At 62.0% G+C, this 19,183-nt stretch carries 20 protein-coding genes and 1 pseudogene; 18 read left to right on the top strand and 3 right to left on the bottom strand.

The window, feature by feature from the left end:
• Positions 1–6: 6 nt before the first annotated feature.
• The 11 genes from G3W89_RS30950 to G3W89_RS30900 all read left to right on the top strand — a co-directional run bounded on the left by G3W89_RS30950 (position 7) and on the right by G3W89_RS30900 (position 10,428).
• Positions 7–771 (top strand): type 1 glutamine amidotransferase, encoded by a 765-nt coding sequence (locus tag G3W89_RS30950; protein ID WP_060710154.1) that lies wholly within the window; start codon positions 7–9, stop codon positions 769–771.
• A 44-nt stretch (positions 772–815) separates the two neighbouring features.
• Positions 816–2,162, top strand: coding sequence for an aromatic ring-hydroxylating oxygenase subunit alpha (locus G3W89_RS30945; protein WP_162570825.1), 1,347 nt, complete (start codon positions 816–818; stop codon positions 2,160–2,162).
• Positions 2,159–2,803, top strand: coding sequence for an aromatic-ring-hydroxylating dioxygenase subunit beta (locus tag G3W89_RS30940; protein WP_014386451.1), 645 nt, complete (start codon positions 2,159–2,161; stop codon positions 2,801–2,803). The genes G3W89_RS30945 and G3W89_RS30940 overlap by 4 nt, the downstream gene beginning before the upstream one ends.
• Before the next feature lie 16 nt (positions 2,804–2,819).
• The gene (locus tag G3W89_RS30935; protein WP_162570826.1) at positions 2,820–3,392 is read left to right on the top strand and encodes an FAD-binding oxidoreductase; all 573 of its coding nucleotides are present in this window, start codon (positions 2,820–2,822) and stop codon (positions 3,390–3,392) included.
• 44 nt (positions 3,393–3,436) lie between these two features.
• On the top strand, positions 3,437–4,783 hold the full coding sequence (locus tag G3W89_RS30930; protein ID WP_162570827.1) for an aromatic ring-hydroxylating oxygenase subunit alpha: 1,347 nt from the start codon (positions 3,437–3,439) through the stop codon (positions 4,781–4,783).
• Positions 4,780–5,424, top strand: coding sequence for an aromatic-ring-hydroxylating dioxygenase subunit beta (locus G3W89_RS30925; RefSeq protein WP_014386451.1), 645 nt, complete (start codon positions 4,780–4,782; stop codon positions 5,422–5,424). The genes G3W89_RS30930 and G3W89_RS30925 overlap by 4 nt, the downstream gene beginning before the upstream one ends.
• A 16-nt stretch (positions 5,425–5,440) precedes the next feature.
• Positions 5,441–6,448: a ferredoxin--NADP reductase gene (locus G3W89_RS30920; protein ID WP_014386263.1), complete on the top strand. Its 1,008-nt coding sequence runs from the start codon at positions 5,441–5,443 to the stop codon at positions 6,446–6,448.
• A 32-nt stretch (positions 6,449–6,480) separates the two neighbouring features.
• Positions 6,481–7,398, top strand: a complete 918-nt coding sequence (locus tag G3W89_RS30915) for a LysR family transcriptional regulator (protein WP_015060643.1) — start codon at positions 6,481–6,483, stop codon at positions 7,396–7,398.
• Positions 7,399–7,549: 151 nt separating this feature from the next.
• On the top strand, positions 7,550–9,106 hold the full coding sequence (istA, locus tag G3W89_RS30910; protein ID WP_011255179.1) for an IS21-like element IS1600 family transposase: 1,557 nt from the start codon (positions 7,550–7,552) through the stop codon (positions 9,104–9,106).
• Positions 9,096–9,890, top strand: coding sequence for an IS21-like element IS1600 family helper ATPase IstB (gene istB, locus G3W89_RS30905; protein ID WP_011255145.1), 795 nt, complete (start codon positions 9,096–9,098; stop codon positions 9,888–9,890). The genes istA and istB overlap by 11 nt, the downstream gene beginning before the upstream one ends.
• A gap of 37 nt (positions 9,891–9,927) precedes the next feature.
• Entirely contained in the window at positions 9,928–10,428 is a 501-nt protein-coding gene (locus G3W89_RS30900) for an IclR family transcriptional regulator domain-containing protein (RefSeq protein ID WP_060710272.1), read from the top strand.
• Positions 10,429–10,556: 128 nt separating this feature from the next.
• Here G3W89_RS30900 and G3W89_RS30895 read toward each other — a convergent pair.
• From G3W89_RS30895 to G3W89_RS30885, 3 genes are all read right to left on the bottom strand, one after another.
• Positions 10,557–11,674 (bottom strand): IS3 family transposase gene (locus G3W89_RS30895; RefSeq protein ID WP_419186584.1). Its coding sequence is split into 2 segments (ribosomal slippage): positions 10,557–11,422 and positions 11,422–11,674, totalling 1,119 coding nucleotides; the frame shifts between segments, so codons are not numbered across the junction.
• A 111-nt stretch (positions 11,675–11,785) separates the two neighbouring features.
• Positions 11,786–12,766, bottom strand: coding sequence for a Bug family tripartite tricarboxylate transporter substrate binding protein (locus G3W89_RS30890; RefSeq protein ID WP_015060617.1), 981 nt, complete (start codon positions 12,764–12,766; stop codon positions 11,786–11,788).
• Positions 12,767–13,256: 490 nt separating this feature from the next.
• On the bottom strand, positions 13,257–14,225 hold the full coding sequence (locus G3W89_RS30885; protein ID WP_015060618.1) for a LysR family transcriptional regulator: 969 nt from the start codon (positions 14,223–14,225) through the stop codon (positions 13,257–13,259).
• A 132-nt stretch (positions 14,226–14,357) separates the two neighbouring features.
• Between G3W89_RS30885 and G3W89_RS30880 the strand changes: the two genes are divergently transcribed.
• The 7 genes and pseudogenes from G3W89_RS30880 to G3W89_RS30850 all read left to right on the top strand — a co-directional run bounded on the left by G3W89_RS30880 (position 14,358) and on the right by G3W89_RS30850 (position 19,182).
• Entirely contained in the window at positions 14,358–15,104 is a 747-nt protein-coding gene (locus G3W89_RS30880; protein WP_015060619.1) for a dioxygenase family protein, read from the top strand.
• Positions 15,105–15,223: 119 nt separating this feature from the next.
• Positions 15,224–15,508, top strand: a pseudogene (locus tag G3W89_RS30875) (Rieske 2Fe-2S domain-containing protein); the annotation flags it as partial.
• Between the two features lie 29 nt (positions 15,509–15,537).
• Positions 15,538–15,825: an oxidoreductase C-terminal domain-containing protein gene (locus tag G3W89_RS30870; protein ID WP_232076904.1), complete on the top strand. Its 288-nt coding sequence runs from the start codon at positions 15,538–15,540 to the stop codon at positions 15,823–15,825.
• Between the two features lie 52 nt (positions 15,826–15,877).
• Positions 15,878–16,213, top strand: coding sequence for a YciI family protein (locus tag G3W89_RS30865; RefSeq protein WP_162570832.1), 336 nt, complete (start codon positions 15,878–15,880; stop codon positions 16,211–16,213).
• Between the two features lie 11 nt (positions 16,214–16,224).
• Positions 16,225–17,292 carry a maleylacetate reductase gene (locus G3W89_RS30860; protein WP_015060622.1) on the top strand — a complete coding sequence of 356 codons (1,068 nt, stop codon included), beginning with the start codon at positions 16,225–16,227 and terminating at the stop codon, positions 17,290–17,292.
• A gap of 25 nt (positions 17,293–17,317) precedes the next feature.
• Complete coding sequence (locus G3W89_RS30855) at positions 17,318–18,463, top strand: muconate/chloromuconate family cycloisomerase (protein ID WP_162570834.1); 1,146 nt, start codon at positions 17,318–17,320, stop codon at positions 18,461–18,463.
• Positions 18,460–19,182: a dienelactone hydrolase family protein gene (locus G3W89_RS30850; RefSeq protein WP_015060624.1), complete on the top strand. Its 723-nt coding sequence runs from the start codon at positions 18,460–18,462 to the stop codon at positions 19,180–19,182. The genes G3W89_RS30855 and G3W89_RS30850 overlap by 4 nt, the downstream gene beginning before the upstream one ends.
• Position 19,183: the final 1 nt, after the last annotated feature.

Below are 19,183 nucleotides of genomic sequence, written 5' to 3'. Positions count from 1 at the left end.
ACGCTCATGGACACCGTGAAGAAGAAATATGCCGTGCTCTGGTGCACTGAAGTACCCGGAGACGAGATCTTGCAGGAAAAAATGATCGCCACTTTCGGTCGCGCGGGCGGGCAGTGGGACGTGCTGGAACCCGCGCGCGACGGCTTCCTGGAGCGGGCGATGGGCTACGACGGCTACGTCATCAGCGGCAGCCCAATGTCGGTAGTGGACGATGCCGATTCGCTCCTGGTGAGCAACCTGCTGGCGCTGATTCGCCGCGTTAGCGACGAGGCAGGCTCACCCCTGATCGGGCTGTGCTTTGGCTCGCAGGCCATCGCGGCGGCCCTAGGTGGACGGGTTGCCAGGAACCCGTCAGGGCGCTTCAAGCTGGGGGTCGATGCCCTGCGCTGGGACCCCGTCGCCGTTGAGCTGCTGGGCGCGGCGCTGGCGCAAGCGCCCAGCGTGCTGGTGAAAAGCCACGGCGAATGCGTGGCGGCACTGCCGCCGGGCAGCGTCCTGCTGGCGTCGTCGCAGACCATCCCCCACGAGGTGTTCTTGGTGCAGGGCCGCATCTTGGGCATCCAGGGGCACCCCGAGGTGGACCGTCAGTTCCTGAAAGACAAGTTCATGGCCTACCACCGCGCGCTGTTCGACGACGAGCAGTGGGCGCACGTAGAACAGGAAGCCAGCCAGCCTCTGTCTCCCGACGCCGTCATCGCGCTGGGCCGCCGCTTACTGGACGAAGGCGCCCTGGCTCCCGCGGCTGTGCCCACGCTTACCGAAACAACATGAACTGAAGCCGCGATTTTCAGATTCAACCGAATTGCGAGAAAACGATGAAAGTAATTCATATTGCCGCCGTTCCGGCCGGGGAATCCGCCGCCGATGAATGGGACGACCTGGTGCAGCCAGACCGTGTACACCGCCGCGTCTATACCGACCCCGCCATCTTTGCCCGCGAAATGGACCATGTGTACGCCGCCAGCTGGGTGTACTTGGCCCATGAAAGCGAGATCCCCGAGCCCAACGATTTCCGGCAGGCCTGGCTGGGCACCCGCGAGGTCATCGTGACTCGCGACGAAGAGGGGCAAATTCGCGTGTTCTCCAACCGTTGCTCGCACCGCGGCGCAACCGTCTGCCGCGAGCACCAAGGAAACGCCGCCAACTTCACCTGCCCCTACCACGGCTGGCGTTTCGACAACCGAGGTCAGTTGTTCGGCATTCCCGGCAAGAACGCCTATGGCCCGGCCTTCAAGGCGCGCGACATGCACCTTGCGCGGCCTGCGCAGGTGGCGTCGTACAAGGGCTTCATCTTCGCTACCCTGAACTCCGAGGCGCCGCCCCTGGCCGAGCACCTCGGCAATGCCACACGCTATCTGGACGCCTGGATCGAGCACAATGGGGGCGCTCAGAACATCGTCTTGGCCGGCGCTCAGCGCTTTCGCGTCGGCTGCAACTGGAAACTGGTCTGGGACAACGCGGGCGACGGCTACCACGTGCCGTTCTCGCACCAGTCGCTGCTGGTGATGACCAAGGAACGCTACGGTGGCGGCGACATGGCCTACTTCGCCGACGCCGACCGCTCCCGCATGAGCAACAACGCGCTCGACAACGGGCATACGGTGGTCGACCAGCGTCCCGAGATGCACAGCAACTCCGCCTGGCGCGAGCAGCGCCCGCAGCCGGGGCGTGAGCCCTACGAGGCCCACGTGGCCGCCACCCACAGCCGCGATCAGGCCCAACGCGTGCTCGACACCACTGTCGGGGCGGGCATGAACCTCAACATCTTTCCCAATCTGGCGCTGATCGGCAACCAGGTGCAGGTGATCCAGCCTCTGGCGGTGGGCGAAACCTCGGTAAGCTGGCATGCCACCCGGCGCAGAGACGTGGACGCAGAGGTCAACACCATGCGCCTGCGCACGCAGGAGGATTTCCCCGTCATGGGCGAGATGGACGACGCCGCCAACTTCGAAGAGTGCCAACGCGGCCTTATGAACAGCCCCGAGGACGAATGGGTGGACATGGGTCGCCACTGGGAGACCGGCAAGGATGTGCCCGGTCCCGATGGCGTGGTCAGCGGCCCGGTGACCACAGAAATTCACATGCGCAACTACTACGCTCAGTGGAAGCGGCTGATGCAAGCCCGCCCGACGCTGCAAATGAACAAGGGGAAGCTGCCATGAACGCCGCCCAGGATCTGGCCCAAGCTGCCGCCGTTCCGGCCTACCGCCACCAGCCTCCCTCGCTCTACGTGGTGCCGGCGTTCTACGACTGGCTTCTCGCCGCTTCGGACGACCTGGCCCAGGCCGCCGTGCGCACCCAGGGCGCTGACGCCGCGCAAACGCAGCAGGTGGCACAACTACTGACACTGGAAGCTCGCCTGCTCGATCAGGGCTCGATGGACAAGACCGCCTACGAGCGCTGGCTGGCGTTGTATGGCGAGGAATGCGCCTATTGGGTGCCGGCGGGCGCGCCCGCGCCCGACCCGCGCCAATACGTCACCTTGGAATTCCACGACCGGCGCCGTCTGCTCGACCGTGTGAGCCGCCTGGGCACCGGGCTGGCCTTCTCGCAGTTCCCGACTTCGCGCACGGCGCGGCACTGGGGCGGACTGGAAGTGTGGCCCAGCCCGGACCGTGGCAATGAATGGCGCGCGCGCTACAGCTTCACTCTGGCCGAGTCACGCGAGGGCCACAACCGTGTGCTCGCGGGCTGGAACGGGTTCGTGCTGCGCCAGAGCGCCCAGGGGCTAGTCATCGTGCTCAAGCAGGTCAACCTGATCGACAGCGACTGCCTGCAGGGCAACAACTCGTTCTTTTTGTGAGGGGAGGTGGCAGCGCATGAAACTGGCACATTCTCTTACCGTCACCGCTGTTTCACCGCAAGGCAGCGACGCCATCCTGCTGAGCCTGGGCGTGGACGGCGGGCAGCGGCAGCGTTTTTCCTTCCAGTCTGGCCAGTACCTGACGCTTGCCGTCCCCGTGCAAGGCGATGAACATTGGCGCTGCTATTCGATCACCAGTGCGCCCGAGGATGGGCAGGCGATCAGCGTGCTGGGCGCGGCGCTGGCGCAAGCGCCCAGCGTGCTGGTGCAAAGCCACGGCGAATGCGTGGCGGCACTGCCGCCGGGCAGCGTCCTGCTGGCGTCGTCGCAGACCATCCCCCACGAGGTGTTCTTGGTGCAGGGCCGCATCTTGGGCATCCAGGGGCACCCCGAGGTGGACCGTCAGTTCCTGAAAGACAAGTTCATGGCCTACCACCGCGCGCTGTTCGACGACGAGCAGTGGGCGCACGTAGAACAGGAAGCCAGCCAGCCTCTGTCTCCCGACGCCGTCATCGCGCTGGGCCGCCGCTTACTGGACGAAGGCGCCCTGGCTCCCGCGGCTGTGCCCACGCTTACCGAAACAACATGAACTGAAGCCGCGATTTTCAGATTCAACCGAATTGCGAGAAAACGATGAAAGTAATTCATATTGCCGCCGTTCCGGCCGGGGAATCCGCCGCCGATGAATGGGACGACCTGGTGCAGCCAGACCGTGTACACCGCCGCGTCTATACCGACCCCGCCATCTTTGCCCGCGAAATGGACCATGTGTACGCCGCCAGCTGGGTGTACTTGGCCCATGAAAGCGAGATCCCCGAGCCCAACGATTTCCGGCAGGCCTGGCTGGGCACCCGCGAGGTCATCGTGACTCGCGACGAAGAGGGGCAAATTCGCGTGTTCTCCAACCGTTGCTCGCACCGCGGCGCAACCGTCTGCCGCGAGCACCAAGGAAACGCCGCCAACTTCACCTGCCCCTACCACGGCTGGCGTTTCGACAACCGAGGTCAGTTGTTCGGCATTCCCGGCAAGAACGCCTATGGCCCGGCCTTCAAGGCGCGCGACATGCACCTTGCGCGGCCTGCGCAGGTGGCGTCGTACAAGGGCTTCATCTTCGCTACCCTGAACTCCGAGGCGCCGCCCCTGGCCGAGCACCTCGGCAATGCCACACGCTATCTGGACGCCTGGATCGAGCACAATGGGGGCGCTCAGAACATCGTCTTGGCCGGCGCTCAGCGCTTTCGCGTCGGCTGCAACTGGAAACTGGTCTGGGACAACGCGGGCGACGGCTACCACGTGCCGTTCTCGCACCAGTCGCTGCTGGTGATGACCAAGGAACGCTACGGTGGCGGCGACATGGCCTACTTCGCCGACGCCGACCGCTCCCGCATGAGCAACAACGCGCTCGACAACGGGCATACGGTGGTCGACCAGCGTCCCGAGATGCACGCCAACTCCGCCTGGCGCGAGCAGCGCCCGCAGCCGGGGCGTGAGCCCTACGAGGCCCACGTGGCCGCCACCCACAGCCGCGATCAGGCCCAACGCGTGCTCGACACCACTGTCGGGGCGGGCATGAACCTCAACATCTTTCCCAATCTGGCGCTGATCGGCAACCAGGTGCAGGTGATCCAGCCTCTGGCGGTGGGCGAAACCTCGGTAAGCTGGCATGCCACCCGGCGCAGAGACGTGGACGCAGAGGTCAACACCATGCGCCTGCGCACGCAGGAGGATTTCCCCGTCATGGGCGAGATGGACGACGCCGCCAACTTCGAAGAGTGCCAACGCGGCCTTATGAACAGCCCCGAGGACGAATGGGTGGACATGGGTCGCCACTGGGAGACCGGCAAGGATGTGCCCGGTCCCGATGGCGTGGTCAGCGGCCCGGTGACCACAGAGATTCACATGCGCAACTACTACGCTCAGTGGAAGCGGCTGATGCAAGCCCGCCCGACGCTGCAAATGAACAAGGGGAAGCTGCCATGAACGCCGCCCAGGATCTGGCCCAAGCTGCCGCCGTTCCGGCCTACCGCCACCAGCCTCCCTCGCTCTACGTGGTGCCGGCGTTCTACGACTGGCTTCTCGCCGCTTCGGACGACCTGGCCCAGGCCGCCGTGCGCACCCAGGGCGCTGACGCCGCGCAAACGCAGCAGGTGGCACAACTACTGACACTGGAAGCTCGCCTGCTCGATCAGGGCTCGATGGACAAGACCGCCTACGAGCGCTGGCTGGCGTTGTATGGCGAGGAATGCGCCTATTGGGTGCCGGCGGGCGCGCCCGCGCCCGACCCGCGCCAATACGTCACCTTGGAATTCCACGACCGGCGCCGTCTGCTCGACCGTGTGAGCCGCCTGGGCACCGGGCTGGCCTTCTCGCAGTTCCCGACTTCGCGCACGGCGCGGCACTGGGGCGGACTGGAAGTGTGGCCCAGCCCGGACCGTGGCAATGAATGGCGCGCGCGCTACAGCTTCACTCTGGCCGAGTCACGCGAGGGCCACAACCGTGTGCTCGCGGGCTGGAACGGGTTCGTGCTGCGCCAGAGCGCCCAGGGGCTAGTCATCGTGCTCAAGCAGGTCAACCTGATCGACAGCGACTGCCTGCAGGGCAACAACTCGTTCTTTTTGTGAGGGGAGGTGGCAGCGCATGAAACTGGCACATTCTCTTACCGTCACCGCTGTTTCACCGCAAGGCAGCGACGCCATCCTGCTGAGCCTGGGCGTGGACGGCGGGCAGCGGCAGCGTTTTTCCTTCCAGTCTGGCCAGTACCTGACGCTTGCCGTCCCCGTGCAAGGCGATGAACATTGGCGCTGCTATTCGATCACCAGTGCGCCCGAGGATGGGCAGGCGATCAGCGTGCTGGTGCGCCGCGTGGCGGGTGGGCGCGTCTCCAATTGGCTGTGCGACCACGCGCGAGCGGGCCAACGATTGCAGGTGCTTCCGCCCGCCGGGCGCTTCACACTGGCGCGGCATGGCCAACCAGTGCTGTTGTATGCCGGCGGCAGTGGCATTGCGCCCATCTTCGCGCTGGCGCGCCAAGCGTTGCTGCAAGGCGCGCCCCAGGTACGGCTGTTCTACGCCTGCCGCGACCGAGCCACGGCCATGCTACTGGCTGAGTTGCAGGCGCTACAGGCGGGTAGCGGGCAGCGGCTGGAGATACGCCACTGGTATGACGCCGAACAGGGCCTGCCCACGCAGGCGCTGCTGGAGGCGCAGACCCAGGGCCTTGAGGCTGCTGACGCCTACCTTTGCGGCCCCGAGGCCTTCATGCACTCCGTTCTGGCTGCGCTGGCAGCGGCTGGGATCGAGCCCAGTCGCGTCTACCGCGAGGACTTCGGCGCTGCGCTGGAGGGCGCGGTGGAAACGGGCGCCGAGGGTCCCGACGCCGAGCTGACGGTTCAGCTCAAGGGGCAGACGCATACCGTGTCGGTGCGCGGCGGGCAATTCCTGCTGGGCGCCATGCTCGACGCCGGGCTGGCCGTCCCGCACGCTTGCCGGGTTGGCGAATGCGCCTCCTGCATGTGCCGCCTGGTGGACGGCGAGGTGCTGCGGCTCGACAGCTCGGTGCTGGACGAAGACGATGCTGCAGAAGGCTGGCTGCTGGCCTGCCGCACGCGCGCCGCCAGCGCCCAGGTGCGGCTGCGCTTTTCCTGAACCTGCAAGCCCCAGAAAGCCTGAAGCCATCGATGAAAGCATGCACCATGACCCGAGACGGCACCACCACACCTCCATGGGACCTGATCCGCGCCTTCCTCGCGCTGGAGCGCCACGGGAGCTACGAAGTTGCAGCCGACATGGAAGGCATCGACGACTCCACCCTGCGCCGGCGCATCCGGGTGCTGGAGCAGCGCTTCGGTCGCACTCTGTTCGTGCGCAGCGAGGCCGGCTGGAAAGCCTCGGCCGACCTGCACGCGCTGGTCAGCGCTGCCCAGCACATGGAAGAGGCGGCGCGCAGCTTCTCTCAGAATCACCAGGAAGGCGCGGGCGTGGTGCGCATCAGCCTGATGGACGTGTTCGCCAAGCGCTTTGCGCCAGTATTCGTCGCGCTGGGGGAGAAATTTCCTCGGCTGCTGCTCAACATCACCACCGAGACGCACTTCGTCAATCTGGAGCAAGACCAGGTGGACATCGCCGTGCGGCTAGCACGGCCTGTGCGCAACAGCAATTCCCTGCGCGTACGCAAGATCGGTGCGGTGGCCGTGGGCGCTTACGCCAGCCGCGCGTACCTGGCGCGCCACGACACGAGTGCGTCAAATCCCGCGTTTGTCGACGACCACGACCTTCTGGCCATGAACTTGCAGTTCTTCCACCAGGATCACAACTTCACCTACGCCAACCTGGACTGGGCCAAGTTCGGCCTGACGGGCAAGGTGCGCGTGCAGTCGGACAGCTTCGTGCCCATGGCGCACCTGTGCGCGCTGGGCCACGGCGTGGCGCTGCTGCCCAAGTTCGTTGCCGCTGACTATCCCGAACTGGTGCCGTACCCCGAAAAGCTCTTCTTCGAAACGGAGCTGTGGCTGGTCAGCCGCTTTGACTTGCTGGCAGCTTGGCAGCGCGAATTGGCCGACAGGCTGCAGGAAGAAATGGCGACATGGCCTCAATGACCTCGCTCCCTGTCCTGACCACCAGCCCGCGCTTGGCGGCGCTGCCGGTCACTATCGCCAACGTTGGCCTCAGCTTAACCCGGTAATTTCCGTCTAAAACTGATCCACGTAACAACCCTAACCTGCTGATTTTTTCGGCAGGAGCATAGGAGTGATTGACGTGGCAACATTAAGTGTCATCAGACGCTGGGCCCTGCGCGAGCAGTTGTCCATCCGAGAGATCGCCCGGCGCACCGGCCTGTCTCGCAACACCATCAAGAAGTACCTGCGCGCGGGTGTGGCGGAGCCGCACTACCCTCGGCGCATCAGTCCGAGCCAGCTCGATCCCTACGCCGAGAAGCTCTCAGGCTGGCTCAAGAGCGAAGCGGGCAAGTCGCGCAAGCAGCGGCGCACCGTGAAGCAACTCCACGCCGACCTGTCCGCCCTGGGCTACCCAGGCTCATACGGCCGGGTAGCCGCCTTCGCCCGAGTCTGGCAGCAGCAACGTCAGGAAGCGCAGCAGACCACCGGCCGAGGCACCTTCGTGCCGCTGGCCTTCGGTCCTGGCGAAGCGTTCCAATTCGACTGGAGCGAAGACTGGGCCGTCATCGGCGGCGAGCGCACCAAGCTGCAGGTAGCCCACTTCAAGCTCAGCCACAGTCGCGCCTTCACCGTGCGGGCTTATCCGCTGCAAACCCACGAGATGCTGTTCGATGCGCACAACCATGCCTTCGCGGTGTTGGGTGGCATTCCCCGGCGCGGTATCTACGACAACATGCGCACCGCCGTGGACAAGGTGCGCCGGGGCAAGGAGCGCGACGTCAACGCCCGTTTCAGCGCCATGGTCAGCCACTACCTGTTCGAGGCCGAGTTCTGCAATCCGGCCTCGGGCTGGGAGAAAGGGCAGGTGGAGAAGAACGTGCGTGATGCGCGTCACCGGCTGTGGCAACCCGTGCCGGCGTTTCCAACCCTGGCCGAACTCAACGAGTGGCTGGAGAACCGCTGCAAGACCTTGTGGCGCGAGATCGTCCACGGCAAGCTGCCAGGCACGGTGGCCGATGTCTGGGAGCAGGAGCGGCCCACCCTGATGCCGATGCCGCGCCCCTTCGACGGCTTCGTCGAACACACCAAGCGGGTCTCGCCCACCTGCCTGGTGCACTTCGAGCGCAACCGCTACAGCGTGCCGGCCTCCTACGCCAACCGGCCGGTGAGTCTGCGGGTCTACGCCGAGCGGCTGGTGGTCGCCGCCGAAGGTCAGATCTTGTGCGAGCACACGCGCCTCATCGACCGGCGCCACGACGTCGGTGGTCGGACCGTCTACGACTGGCGTCACTACCTGGCGGTGCTGCAGCGCAAGCCCGGTGCCTTGCGCAACGGTGCTCCGTTCGCCGAACTGCCGCCAGCCTTCAAACGGCTGCAGGCCATGTTGCTGCGCCAATCGGGTGGCGACCGGGAGATGGTGGAGATCCTGGCCCTGGTTCTGCACCACGATGAACAGGCCGTGCTGGCCGCCGTGGAGCTGGCCTTGGAAGCTGGCGTGCCGACCAAGACCCATGTGCTGAACGTGCTGCATCGTTTGCTGGAAGGGGAGCCGGCGCCTGCGGCGCCGGTGACGGCACCACAGGCCCTGCGCTTGGTCAACGAACCTCAAGCCAACGTGCTGCGCTACGACCAGTTGCGCCGCCCCGCGGCTGCCCGCACAGCCCAGGAGGTGCGTCATGCGTCATGACCCTGCCAGCGGCGCCATCGTGATCATGCTGCGAGAGCTCAAGATGTATGGCATGGCCCAGGCCGTGGCCGAGCTGACCGCACAAGGGGCACCGGCGTTCGAGGCGGCACAACCCATCCTGGCCCAACTGCTCAAGGCGGAAACCGCCGAGCGCGAGGTGCGCTCCGTGGCCTACCAATTGAAGGTGGCCCGTTTCCCTGTGTACCGGGACTTGGCCGGTTTCGACTTCGCCCACAGCGAAGTCAATGAGGCGCTGGCGCGGCAGTTGCACCGTTGCGAGTTTCTGGAGGAGGCCAACAATGTGGTGTTGGTCGGGGGCCCGGGCACTGGTAAGACCCACCTGGCCACGGCGCTCGGTGTGCAGGCCATCGAGCATCATCACCGGCGAGTCCGGTTCTTCTCCACGGTCGAACTGGTCAATGCGCTGGAGGTCGAGAAGGCGCAGGGCAAGTCGGGACAGATCGCCACCCGGCTCATGTACGCCGATCTGGTGATCCTCGACGAACTGGGTTATCTGCCATTCAGCGCGTCCGGTGGGGCCTTGCTGTTCCACCTGCTGTCCAAGCTTTACGAACGCACCAGCGTCGTGATCACGACCAACCTGAGCTTCAGCGAATGGGCGTCGGTGTTCGGTGATGCGAAGATGACGACGGCGCTGTTGGACCGGCTTACGCACCACTGCCATATCCTGGAAACTGGCAACGACAGCTTCCGATTCAAGAACAGCTCGGCGCTGCCGGCACAATCCAAGAAGGAGAAAACCAAGAACTTATCCACACCGTGAGCCTTCCAGGCTTGCAAAAAGGGTGGATCAAGATTCGATGGAAATGCCGGCTCAGGGTTGCATGGAAATTAACACGTGCGGTTTGAATGTTCGCGTGGGGGATGTTGTGGAGCGTGTGCACGGTGTGACGGCGTCGCGAGGACTCGCGATGCACGAGGGGGTGCGTGCGCCGCTGTACGCAAGCTCCTCCGGCAAACTCGTATTAGCGTTTCTCGATGCGAAGGAGCTGGAGGAATACTTGGCGCGCGTCGAGTTGCGACCGATTGCAAGGCGGTCGGTGAGATCGGTGGGAGAGCTGCATCGGCAGGTGCTGAGTGTGAGGGCGGAGGGGGTGGCGTACTCGCAGGACGAGTTTACGAATGGTGTTGTCGGTTTCTCTGCACCGGTATTCAATGTCCATCTCAAAATGATCGCCTGTCTCGGCCTAGCTGTTCCGACAAGCATCTTCGAGCCCAAGAAGCTAGCGCTGACAAAATTGTTGAAAGCGACGGCGCAAGCGGTGACGGGGCGCATCTCTTCGAGCACCCGCGTTCCTTAGCCTACGTCACCGCGTGTCTCACGCTTGCATGTCGCAACGCAACTTCAGTGACCTTGCCCCCGAAAAACGTATCCCTTGCTGAGTGTTTGAATACAAGCAAGTGACGTCTCCCCCTTATCCGGTCACTTCTAAACTGGAATCGGGCGGCTTCCGGCTTGTTGATCTGACCTCTTTTTGACGAACTCACTCGGGGTCAGGTGGCCGAGAGAGCCATGCGGCCGGTGATGGTTGTAGTCATGCTGCCAAGCCTTCAACTTCTCACGCGCATCCTGCATCGTAATGAACTCGTTGACGTTCAGGAACTCGTCGCGCAAGCGACCGTTGAATGACTCGATCAGCCCATTGTCCGTGGGCTTTCCGGGTCTCGTGTAGTCGAGTTTCACGCCTCTGCGCCATGCCCATTCATCGAGCGCCTTGGAGGTGAACTCCGTGCCGTTGTCCACCGTGATCGCCTTGGGCCATCCACGCTGCAGCGCAGCCTCGTCCAGGACCTTCCCGACGCATCGACCTGTGAGCCGGAAGTCGGCCTCTAGAGACACGCTCTCGCGACTCCACTGATCGATCACCGTGAGCACACGGAATGCCCGGCCATCGAGCATCTGGTCGTGTACAAAGTCCATGCTCCAGTGCTGGTTCGGTCCTGTGGCTGGCGTCGCTCGACCGCGCTGCAGGCTGATGCGCTTGCGGCGTTTGACCTTCATGCGAAGCTGCAAGCCTTCCAGCCGGTACAGGCGATAGACGCGCTTCTTGCCGACCGACCAACCCTCGCGCTTGAGCATCACCAGCACGCGCAAATACCCGAAACGTGGACGATCCATCGCAATCTCCCGAATGCGCAGGCGCAGCGCGCTTTGATCGCGTGCCTCGCTCTTCTGATACCAAACCGACGGGCGCAGCAACGCCAGACGGCACGACCGCCGCACACTCACCTCGTAGCGCTCCTGCATCCAGGCTGCCAGCTCGCGCCGCTTGGCAGCCTTCAGAGCTTTTTTCTAACGACCTCCTGCAGGATCTGCTTGTCCAGCGTCAGGTCAGCCACGATGCGCTTCAAGCGGGCGTTCTCGTCCTCGAGCATCTTGAGCCGCTTGAGCTCGGTGACGCCCAGGTCGCCGAACTTCTTCTTCCACGTGTAGTACGTCGCTTCGGACACGCCGATCTGGCGACACACATCGATGACGGGTGTGCCCGACTCGGCCAGTCGCAGCGCGTAGGCGATCTGCTCTTCCGAAAATCTCGACCTCTTCATTGCTTCTCCTTGCACCCCTTCGGGGCTGCCGGAAAGCAACCGTACCTCTAGTTTTAAAAAGTCCGGAAATCGGGGGGAACGTCACTGGGCCTCCGTTCCGCCCGACTGGGGTCACTCGGGTCTCGCTCCGGAGAGCCTCACAGCCTCCGCCCACTTAACGCGTTCGGCGCGCATAAACGCTCCGAAATCCGATCCTTCCAACAAGCGCACCTCGTGTCCCGAATCCACCAGCGCGCTTAGCACACGCGGGGTTTGCAGTGCGCTCTTGACTGCAGAGCGGAGCTTCGTCTGGGCTTCTGCTGGCGTCGCGCGTGGGGCGACCAGCCCGTACCAAGCCGTCCCACTGATGTCGATTCCCTTCATTTCGAGCAACGTTGGAACGTCTGGTGCGACGGCAAGCCGGCTCGCGGAGGTAACCGCCAATGCCTTCAGTCGCCCCGACCGAAGGTGTGGAAGGACTGAAGCAGTGGTGAAAATTGTCATCGGGGCGTGGCCGCCGAGAACCAGCGTAATCGGGTCCTTGTCGGGCACATGTATCAGCCTGATTCCGGCGCGGGCAGCTAGTAGCTCACCAAGCAGGTGTCCCGTGCTACCGACTGTGGCTGAGGTGTATGCAAGCCCACCAGGGGCCCTGCGGGCCGCAACGACCAGATCCCCCATGGACGTGATGCCTGTAGAGGGGTTTACCGCAATCACGTTGGGCGCTTCGGCCATCAGAGAGATCGGGCTGAAGTCAGCGTCGACGTCGAAGGGGAGTTGGCGATAGAGTGCCGTGTTGATGGCGAAGTTGGGAGTCGAAGCAACAACAAGGGTGTAGCCGTCAGGCTCCGCCTTAGCAGCTACTCCCGTACCCAGATTGCCCGTAGCGCCGGGGCGGTTTTCTACGATCACGGCTTGCCCGAGTGAGGTCGCCATAGCCTCTGCGACGCGGCGCGTTATGAGGTCAGCTGATGCGCCGGCTCCAAACGGGACGATGATTTTGATGGATCGGCTCGGATAGGAGGCCTGCGCCCATGAGGCGCCGTTGGCCATGCAGGCGAAAGAAAGACCTGCGAGCACGGAACGGCGGCGCATTGAGCTGGGTGGATTCAAGACGTTCTCCAAACAACGATCCACCCGACTTTAGGCTCTCCGCAATGCGCAGGCCAATACCTTTTCAGGCACGGCGCCATACCGGAGGCCGGCACCCACGGGGACAGTCGTTCCGCCGGAACTACTGAGGTACGCAGGTCTACGTGGCGGACTGAAATCGCTCGACGGCGGCAGCTGGAACGGCAGCGGTCGAATGCATCTCGAGACGTGCAGAGCCCCACAGGTTCGAAGATCGGATGACGCCACTGGCTTCGATCCAAGCGCATCCGACCGGGGCGCGCAGCTGGACTTCACTGCGTCCGGCTGCCTTGAGATTCGGCGCTCAGAGTGGGCTCTCGTGGCGAGAGGGTCGCTCGCCCTCTAAAACAGCGACGCGACCCATGCCCTGCCACGCGTGCAGCCCTTCGGGTCCGACGCTCTAGCAGTCGGCCGGCATTGAAAATCTACATTCAATACCGGCGAATGGGGCGTTGAACATACGCCGCAGAGGTCAAATGTTGGCCTTACGACGGCCTCGACTGTCGTGACCGAGCTCGACCAATCGACTTTGCTCCTCGAACGCGTTGTTATTCAGTGCGTTCAGATTCAAGGCGCGCACCACAGCTAGAAAACCGGAGAGAAGTGGCCTCTGGTCGTTCCTTCGGTAGACGCAGCACAGGCTACTTGTGGGCTCAGGATCAGTGACTTTGAGAAAAGCAACCCGCGGTAGACGGATATTGACTGTGGATATTGGGACTAGTGCGATGCCTACTCCGCCGGATACTAGAGCGAGGCAAGCCATGGGATCTTCCGTTTCCTGAACGATGCGAGGTGTGAACCCCGCCTGATCGCAAAAGAGCATGACCTCATCGGCAAAGCTTGGACGAGACGCCGCAGGGTAGACGATCATGCACTCATCTCGCAGGGCCGACATGGGCACGACGGTGCGGTTGGCCAATGGGTGCGTCGACGGCACCGCAAGTACCACCGGCTCGCTCACCACCACCTCTGATGCGATGTCCGGTTCGTCTCGATAATAGCGGGCAAACCCGATGTCAAGCCACCCATCGCGCAGAGCTCGGATTTGCCGATCCTTCGTCATATGGGATAGACGAACTGTGACGCGGGGCTGCGCGTCACGATAAGCACCGATCAGATGAGGGATGGTACCGAAGATCACGGAGCCGTAATAGGCGACTTCGAGGTGGCCAAAGTCGCCCTTTGCAGCACGACGCGATCTTTCGACAGCGTCACTTGTTATCCGCAGAGCCTTGTTTGCACCCTCCAAAAAGACCTCCCCCGCTGCGGTCAGCTCGACGCCGGTCGTGGTTCGATCAAATAGCTGAGCACCGACCTGTTCCTCGAGCTGCTTGATGAGGCGCGACAGCGGCGGCTGAGAGATATGAAGTCTGAGCGAGGCGCGACGGAAGCTGCGCTCCTCCGCGACGGTCACAAAATAACGAAGGTGGCGTAGCTCCATACCTAATTATGACTTAGTGCTGCCCTCGCGATACCTTTCTGGTCATCGCGATGACAAAGATGGTATTGGATTGAATCGCCCCTGCCCGGTAGATTCTGCATTCGTTCACCCACTACGACAGGAGACAAGAATATGGCAAACCGGGCAGAGACAGTGATCGGCGAGATCGTCAAGGCGGTCCGCGAAGTTCTGAAGCGCCACGATGTAACCTTTGAAGAATACCGCGCTGGCGTGGGCTTCCTCATGCAGTACGCAAAAGCTCCGGAATACGAAATCCCCTTGGTGTGCGATCTCTGGTTCAACGCAACCATTACGGACAACGAGATGAACCACCGGAGGGGCTCCGTGACAAACGTGGAGGGCCCCTATTTTCTAGAGTCCATTCCAACGATCACAGATCGGATCAAGTCACGTGGGGATGGCGGCGAGGAGTTGATCATTGAGGGGAAGGTCGTTGACTTGGCGGGCAAGCCAATCGAAGGTGCCGAGCTGTTTATCTGGCACTCCGACCACGAAGGGTACTACAGCGGATATAGCGAAGAGTTTCCGCCGGATTTCTATCGCGGCAAGAAGATCATCGACTCGACCGGGGCTTTCAACATTCGTACCGTGCTGCCAGTGCCTTACATGATTCCCCACGAGGGCCCCAGCGGCAAGATGCTGGAGCTGATGGGTCGCCATCCATGGCGACCCGCGCACGTGCACTTCAAGATCCGCGCGCAGGGCTTTTTGGAGCATACAACGCAGGCCTACTTCGCGGATGAGAAGTGGGTCGACAGTGACTGCGTCGAGGCTGTGCGCCCCGCCTTGATTCACAAGCTGCAAGAACGGGGGGGCGTCAAGGTCCTCAAGAAGGATTTCGTTCTCGATCCGGTCTGAACTTTTGCGCATCACTGAATCCCGACGCGCAAGACTGGCAGCAGGCTTGCCGCGTTTGCAAAAAGCTCTGGTGACGCGATCTGGCCCTTGGCCTGATCGCCTAATTGAGGAACGTAGAGATGGATATCAAGCCCGTGACCTTCCCAACACATGATGGGACCCGTGTGCCTTTGGACGTATACCGTTCCCAAGAGGTTTACGAACTCGAACTACAACGCATCTATCGCGGGCCAACCTGGAGTTTCGTGGCCTTGGAGGCCGAGATCCCGCAGCCCGGAGATTTCAAGTCCACGTTCGTGGGCGACACGCCGGTAGTTGTAACGCGCACAAAAGAGGGAAAGCTCAGCGTCTGGGTCAACCGCTGCGCGCACCGCGGCGCGGCGGTCTGTCGCAAGGCGCGTGGAACCAAGGGATTGCGGCGGCCAGCGCGGCCTTGGGCTTTCCCGTTTGCTATGACCCGTTGCCATGGTTTTGGTCCGATCAGTTCACGGTCAACATCCAGATTTATGGTGTGCCCAAGTCGCATCACCGTGTCGCCATTCGCCGACTTCTCGCGACGCAGACGTCGCTGTATTTCTACCTTGAACAAGACCGGCTGAAGGCCGTTGTTGGGGTGAACGCACCGAGAGAGCTTGCAATGGCGCGCCGCCTCATTGAGAAGCAGACGGCGGTCATGGCCGAAGTGCTGGAGGATCCAGATCAATCGATTCCACGCGCGTGATTCCGGTCTACAAGTTATCAGCGATGCAGCCGTTTTTTAAGGAGATATCTCAATGTATGTAGCGATTTTTTTTCAAGACTTGCCGGGCACAGTTGCGAAACGCCAAGCGGTCGTGTCCGAGCACCGCAAATACATGGAAGGCCATGCAGCCAAAGTGCTGGCGGCGGGCGCGACCTTTACTGACGACGGAAAATCCGTTAGAGGTGGGAGCTACATCGTCGAGGTGAGCGACCTAGAGGAGGCTCGTCAGTTCGTAGAGAACGATCCGTTCACGCGAGCCGGGCTGCGTTCCTTCGTAACCATACAACCCTGGATCAAAGCCGTGTTCGCCGGGAAGTTCAACATACCAACCGACGACAGCCCGCTTTATGCGAATTCTGTCGCCTGAGCGAGTTGATGATGAAAGACTTTCTCTACCAGGGCATGCCAAGTCGCGTCAGATTTGGCCGAGGTACTGTCTCCGAGGTCGGCGACGAAGTCGAACGGCTGGGGTGCAAACGGATCTTGATTGTGGCAAGCGCTCCGGAACAGGCCGAACAGATCCGATCCCTCGTCGGCCCTGTTTGCGTCGGCGTCTTCGCTGGGGCCGTAATGCACACGCCCGTCGAAGTGACGGAGACCGCTCTTGCACAGGTGCGGAGCTTGCGTGTGGATGGAGTAGTGGCATTGGGCGGGGGATCGGCGATCGGGCTTTCCAAAGCTATCGCGCTTCGTACTGATCTGCCACAGCTAGTGATTCCAACCACCTATGCCGGATCCGAGATGACTCCCATTCTTGGTCAAAGCGAGCGCGGCATCAAGACTACACAGAGGACGCCCAAAGTACTGCCGGAAACAGTTATCTACGACGTAGAACTGACGTTCACACTCCCTCGAATGCTGTCTGTGTCGAGCGGCATCAACGCCATGGCTCACGCAGTAGAGGCGCTTTACGCGAGTGACGCTAACCCGATAACCGACACGTTCGCTGAACTAGGGATTGCTGCCCTATACAGAAGCCTCCCGAAACTCTGCGAGGACCTGGCTGCTCCCGAGGTGCGGACCGAGGCACTGTATGGCTCATGGTTGAGCGCCATTTGCTTGGCCTCGACGTCGATGGGTCTTCACCACAAGCTTTGCCACACGCTTGGAGGCGCTCTAAACCTACCCCACGCCGAGACTCACGCTGTAGTGCTATCGCACGCCATCGCATACAACGCTCCCAAGATTCCTGAGGCAATGGTCGTAGTGGGGCGAGCGATGGGTGGAGGAGATCCCGCTGGGCTGATCTATGACATTGCAAAGGACAGCGGCGTGCCGGTGACTTTGCGAGACCTGGGGATGAAAGAGAAGGACATCGACGTCGTAACCGCCGCAGTGATGGCTAAGCCCTACCCGAATCCCAAGCCCCTCGAGTCCCAACTCGTTAGGCGCTTGATTGCGAATGCATGGGCTGGGATCAGGCCAGATCATTCGACGTACCTGTAGTGGTTTTCGTCGACAGGAGGACAAGATGAACGCGCAAACTATCGAAACCATCGAGAGCATCGACACTCGCATAGTCGATCTGCCTCTCAAGAAGGTACACAACCATTCCAACTCGTCGCATTCGCATCAGTCGCTCCTCTTTTTGACGTTGCGCACCTCCAGCGGAGTAGTCGCGTACGGGGAAGGGGGCACGCCCGCGGGAACGCCGTTTTGGGGGGGCGAGTCTATCGAAACCATGAAGCAGGTCGTCGATCGATACTTGGCCCCCGCGCTTATAGGTGAAAATCTCTTTGGACACGAGACACTGCTCCTGCTGATGGATCGGGTGGCGTCCGCCAACTTCTTCGCCAAAGCAGCCGTCGACGTCGTACTGCACGATGCGGTGGGTCGGATCTTGGGGCTGCCAGTAAGTGCCTTTTACGGAGGACGCGTTCGGGAATCGATGCCAGTCCTCTGGGTGCTCGTTTCAGGTAACGCAGGCGTCGACATCGAGGATGCTGAGAATCAGCTTGAAAACCGCCGCCACCGAACGTTCAAGATAAAGATGGGTCTTAGCGATCCCCGATCTGAGACGGAACGGGTCGTCCAAACTGTCAAGGCGATTCACGCGATGGAAACTCGGGCAATCGTCACCGTGGATCTGAACCAGGCATGGGACTTTCCGACATGCATGCAGTATTTGCCTCGGCTGCAGGACGCGGGCGTCGCCATGGTTGAGCAGCCTTTGCCCAAGTGGCAGCTAGAAGGTCTTTCGAACCTATCGGCGAGGTTGAACATACCCATTGCAGCGGATGAGAGTCTCTGGGACTTCCGTGATGCCTTTACATGCTTCAAGGCCGGCGTCACGGGGCTATACGGCGTCAAAGTGGGTAAGGGCGGCGGGATTCGGCGCGCGTACAAAGCCGCGGCCATAGCAGAGGCCGCGGGGATTCCAATATACGGGGGAATGGCGCTGGAAAGTTCGATTGGCACGGCCGCAGCGCTTCAGTTGTTCAGTGCGCTTCCCACTCTGGCCTGGGATTGCGAGCTGGTTGGGCCGCTGCTTCTAGCTGACGACCTGGCAACGACGGCCACACAGTACAGGGAATACGAGATTGTGGTTCCTCAGGGCGTAGGGCTTGGTGTCGAGCCCGATTTGGACAAGATCATCTTTTACTCGCGAGAAAAATGAAAAACTTCAACTTCGAATTGCAAACGACTCATGGTGCCATGGGTGGCTACATTTCGTCCGACTCACGGGAGCGGAAACAGGGCATTGTTCTGCTGCCGGAGATTTTTGGGATTAACAATGCGATGAGATTGGCGGCCGACCAGTTCGCTCGTGAAGGGTTCGTCGTGCTGGCACCGGATCTTTATAGCCAGATCGAACCTGGCGTCGAATTGACGTATTCTGACTCGGACCGGGAGATTGCCATATCATTTTGGCAACGAATGGACAATCAAGTCGCGCTCGATGACGCGAGGGCAGCGGTCAATTCGCTCGCGAGCGACCCACGCTGCGATGGAAGCGTCAGCGTCGTCGGATTCTGCTTGGGAGGCAAGTACGCCCTTCAGCTTGCGGCGATCGGAGGCATCGACAGCAGCGTGTCGTTTTATCCTGTCAAAGCGCAGGACTATCAAGCGGAGCTTTCGGCCCTGAAGCGCCCGACGCAAGTCCACATCGGAGATTCGGATGCGCACATTCCTGTGGAGGTGCAGGAAATTTTGAAGCGGGCCCTAGGCACCCCTAACGCTTTGCATGAGTTCTTTATCTATGAAGGTGCCGGGCACGGCTTCTTCAACTCTGTTCGCTCATTTGGTTTCGCACCCAAAGCCGCCGAGCTGGCACTCTCGCGATCGGTCGAGTTCCTCACGCGACACCATTCCAATGGGCTCCAGAAGTCGCCGTAGC

The sequence above is a fragment of the Variovorax sp. PBL-H6 genome, assembly GCF_901827155.1.
Classification (GTDB): domain Bacteria; phylum Pseudomonadota; class Gammaproteobacteria; order Burkholderiales; family Burkholderiaceae_C; genus Variovorax.
The sequence above is the reverse complement of the archived record's forward strand: the minus strand, read 5'-3'. Positions and strand labels throughout refer to the sequence as shown.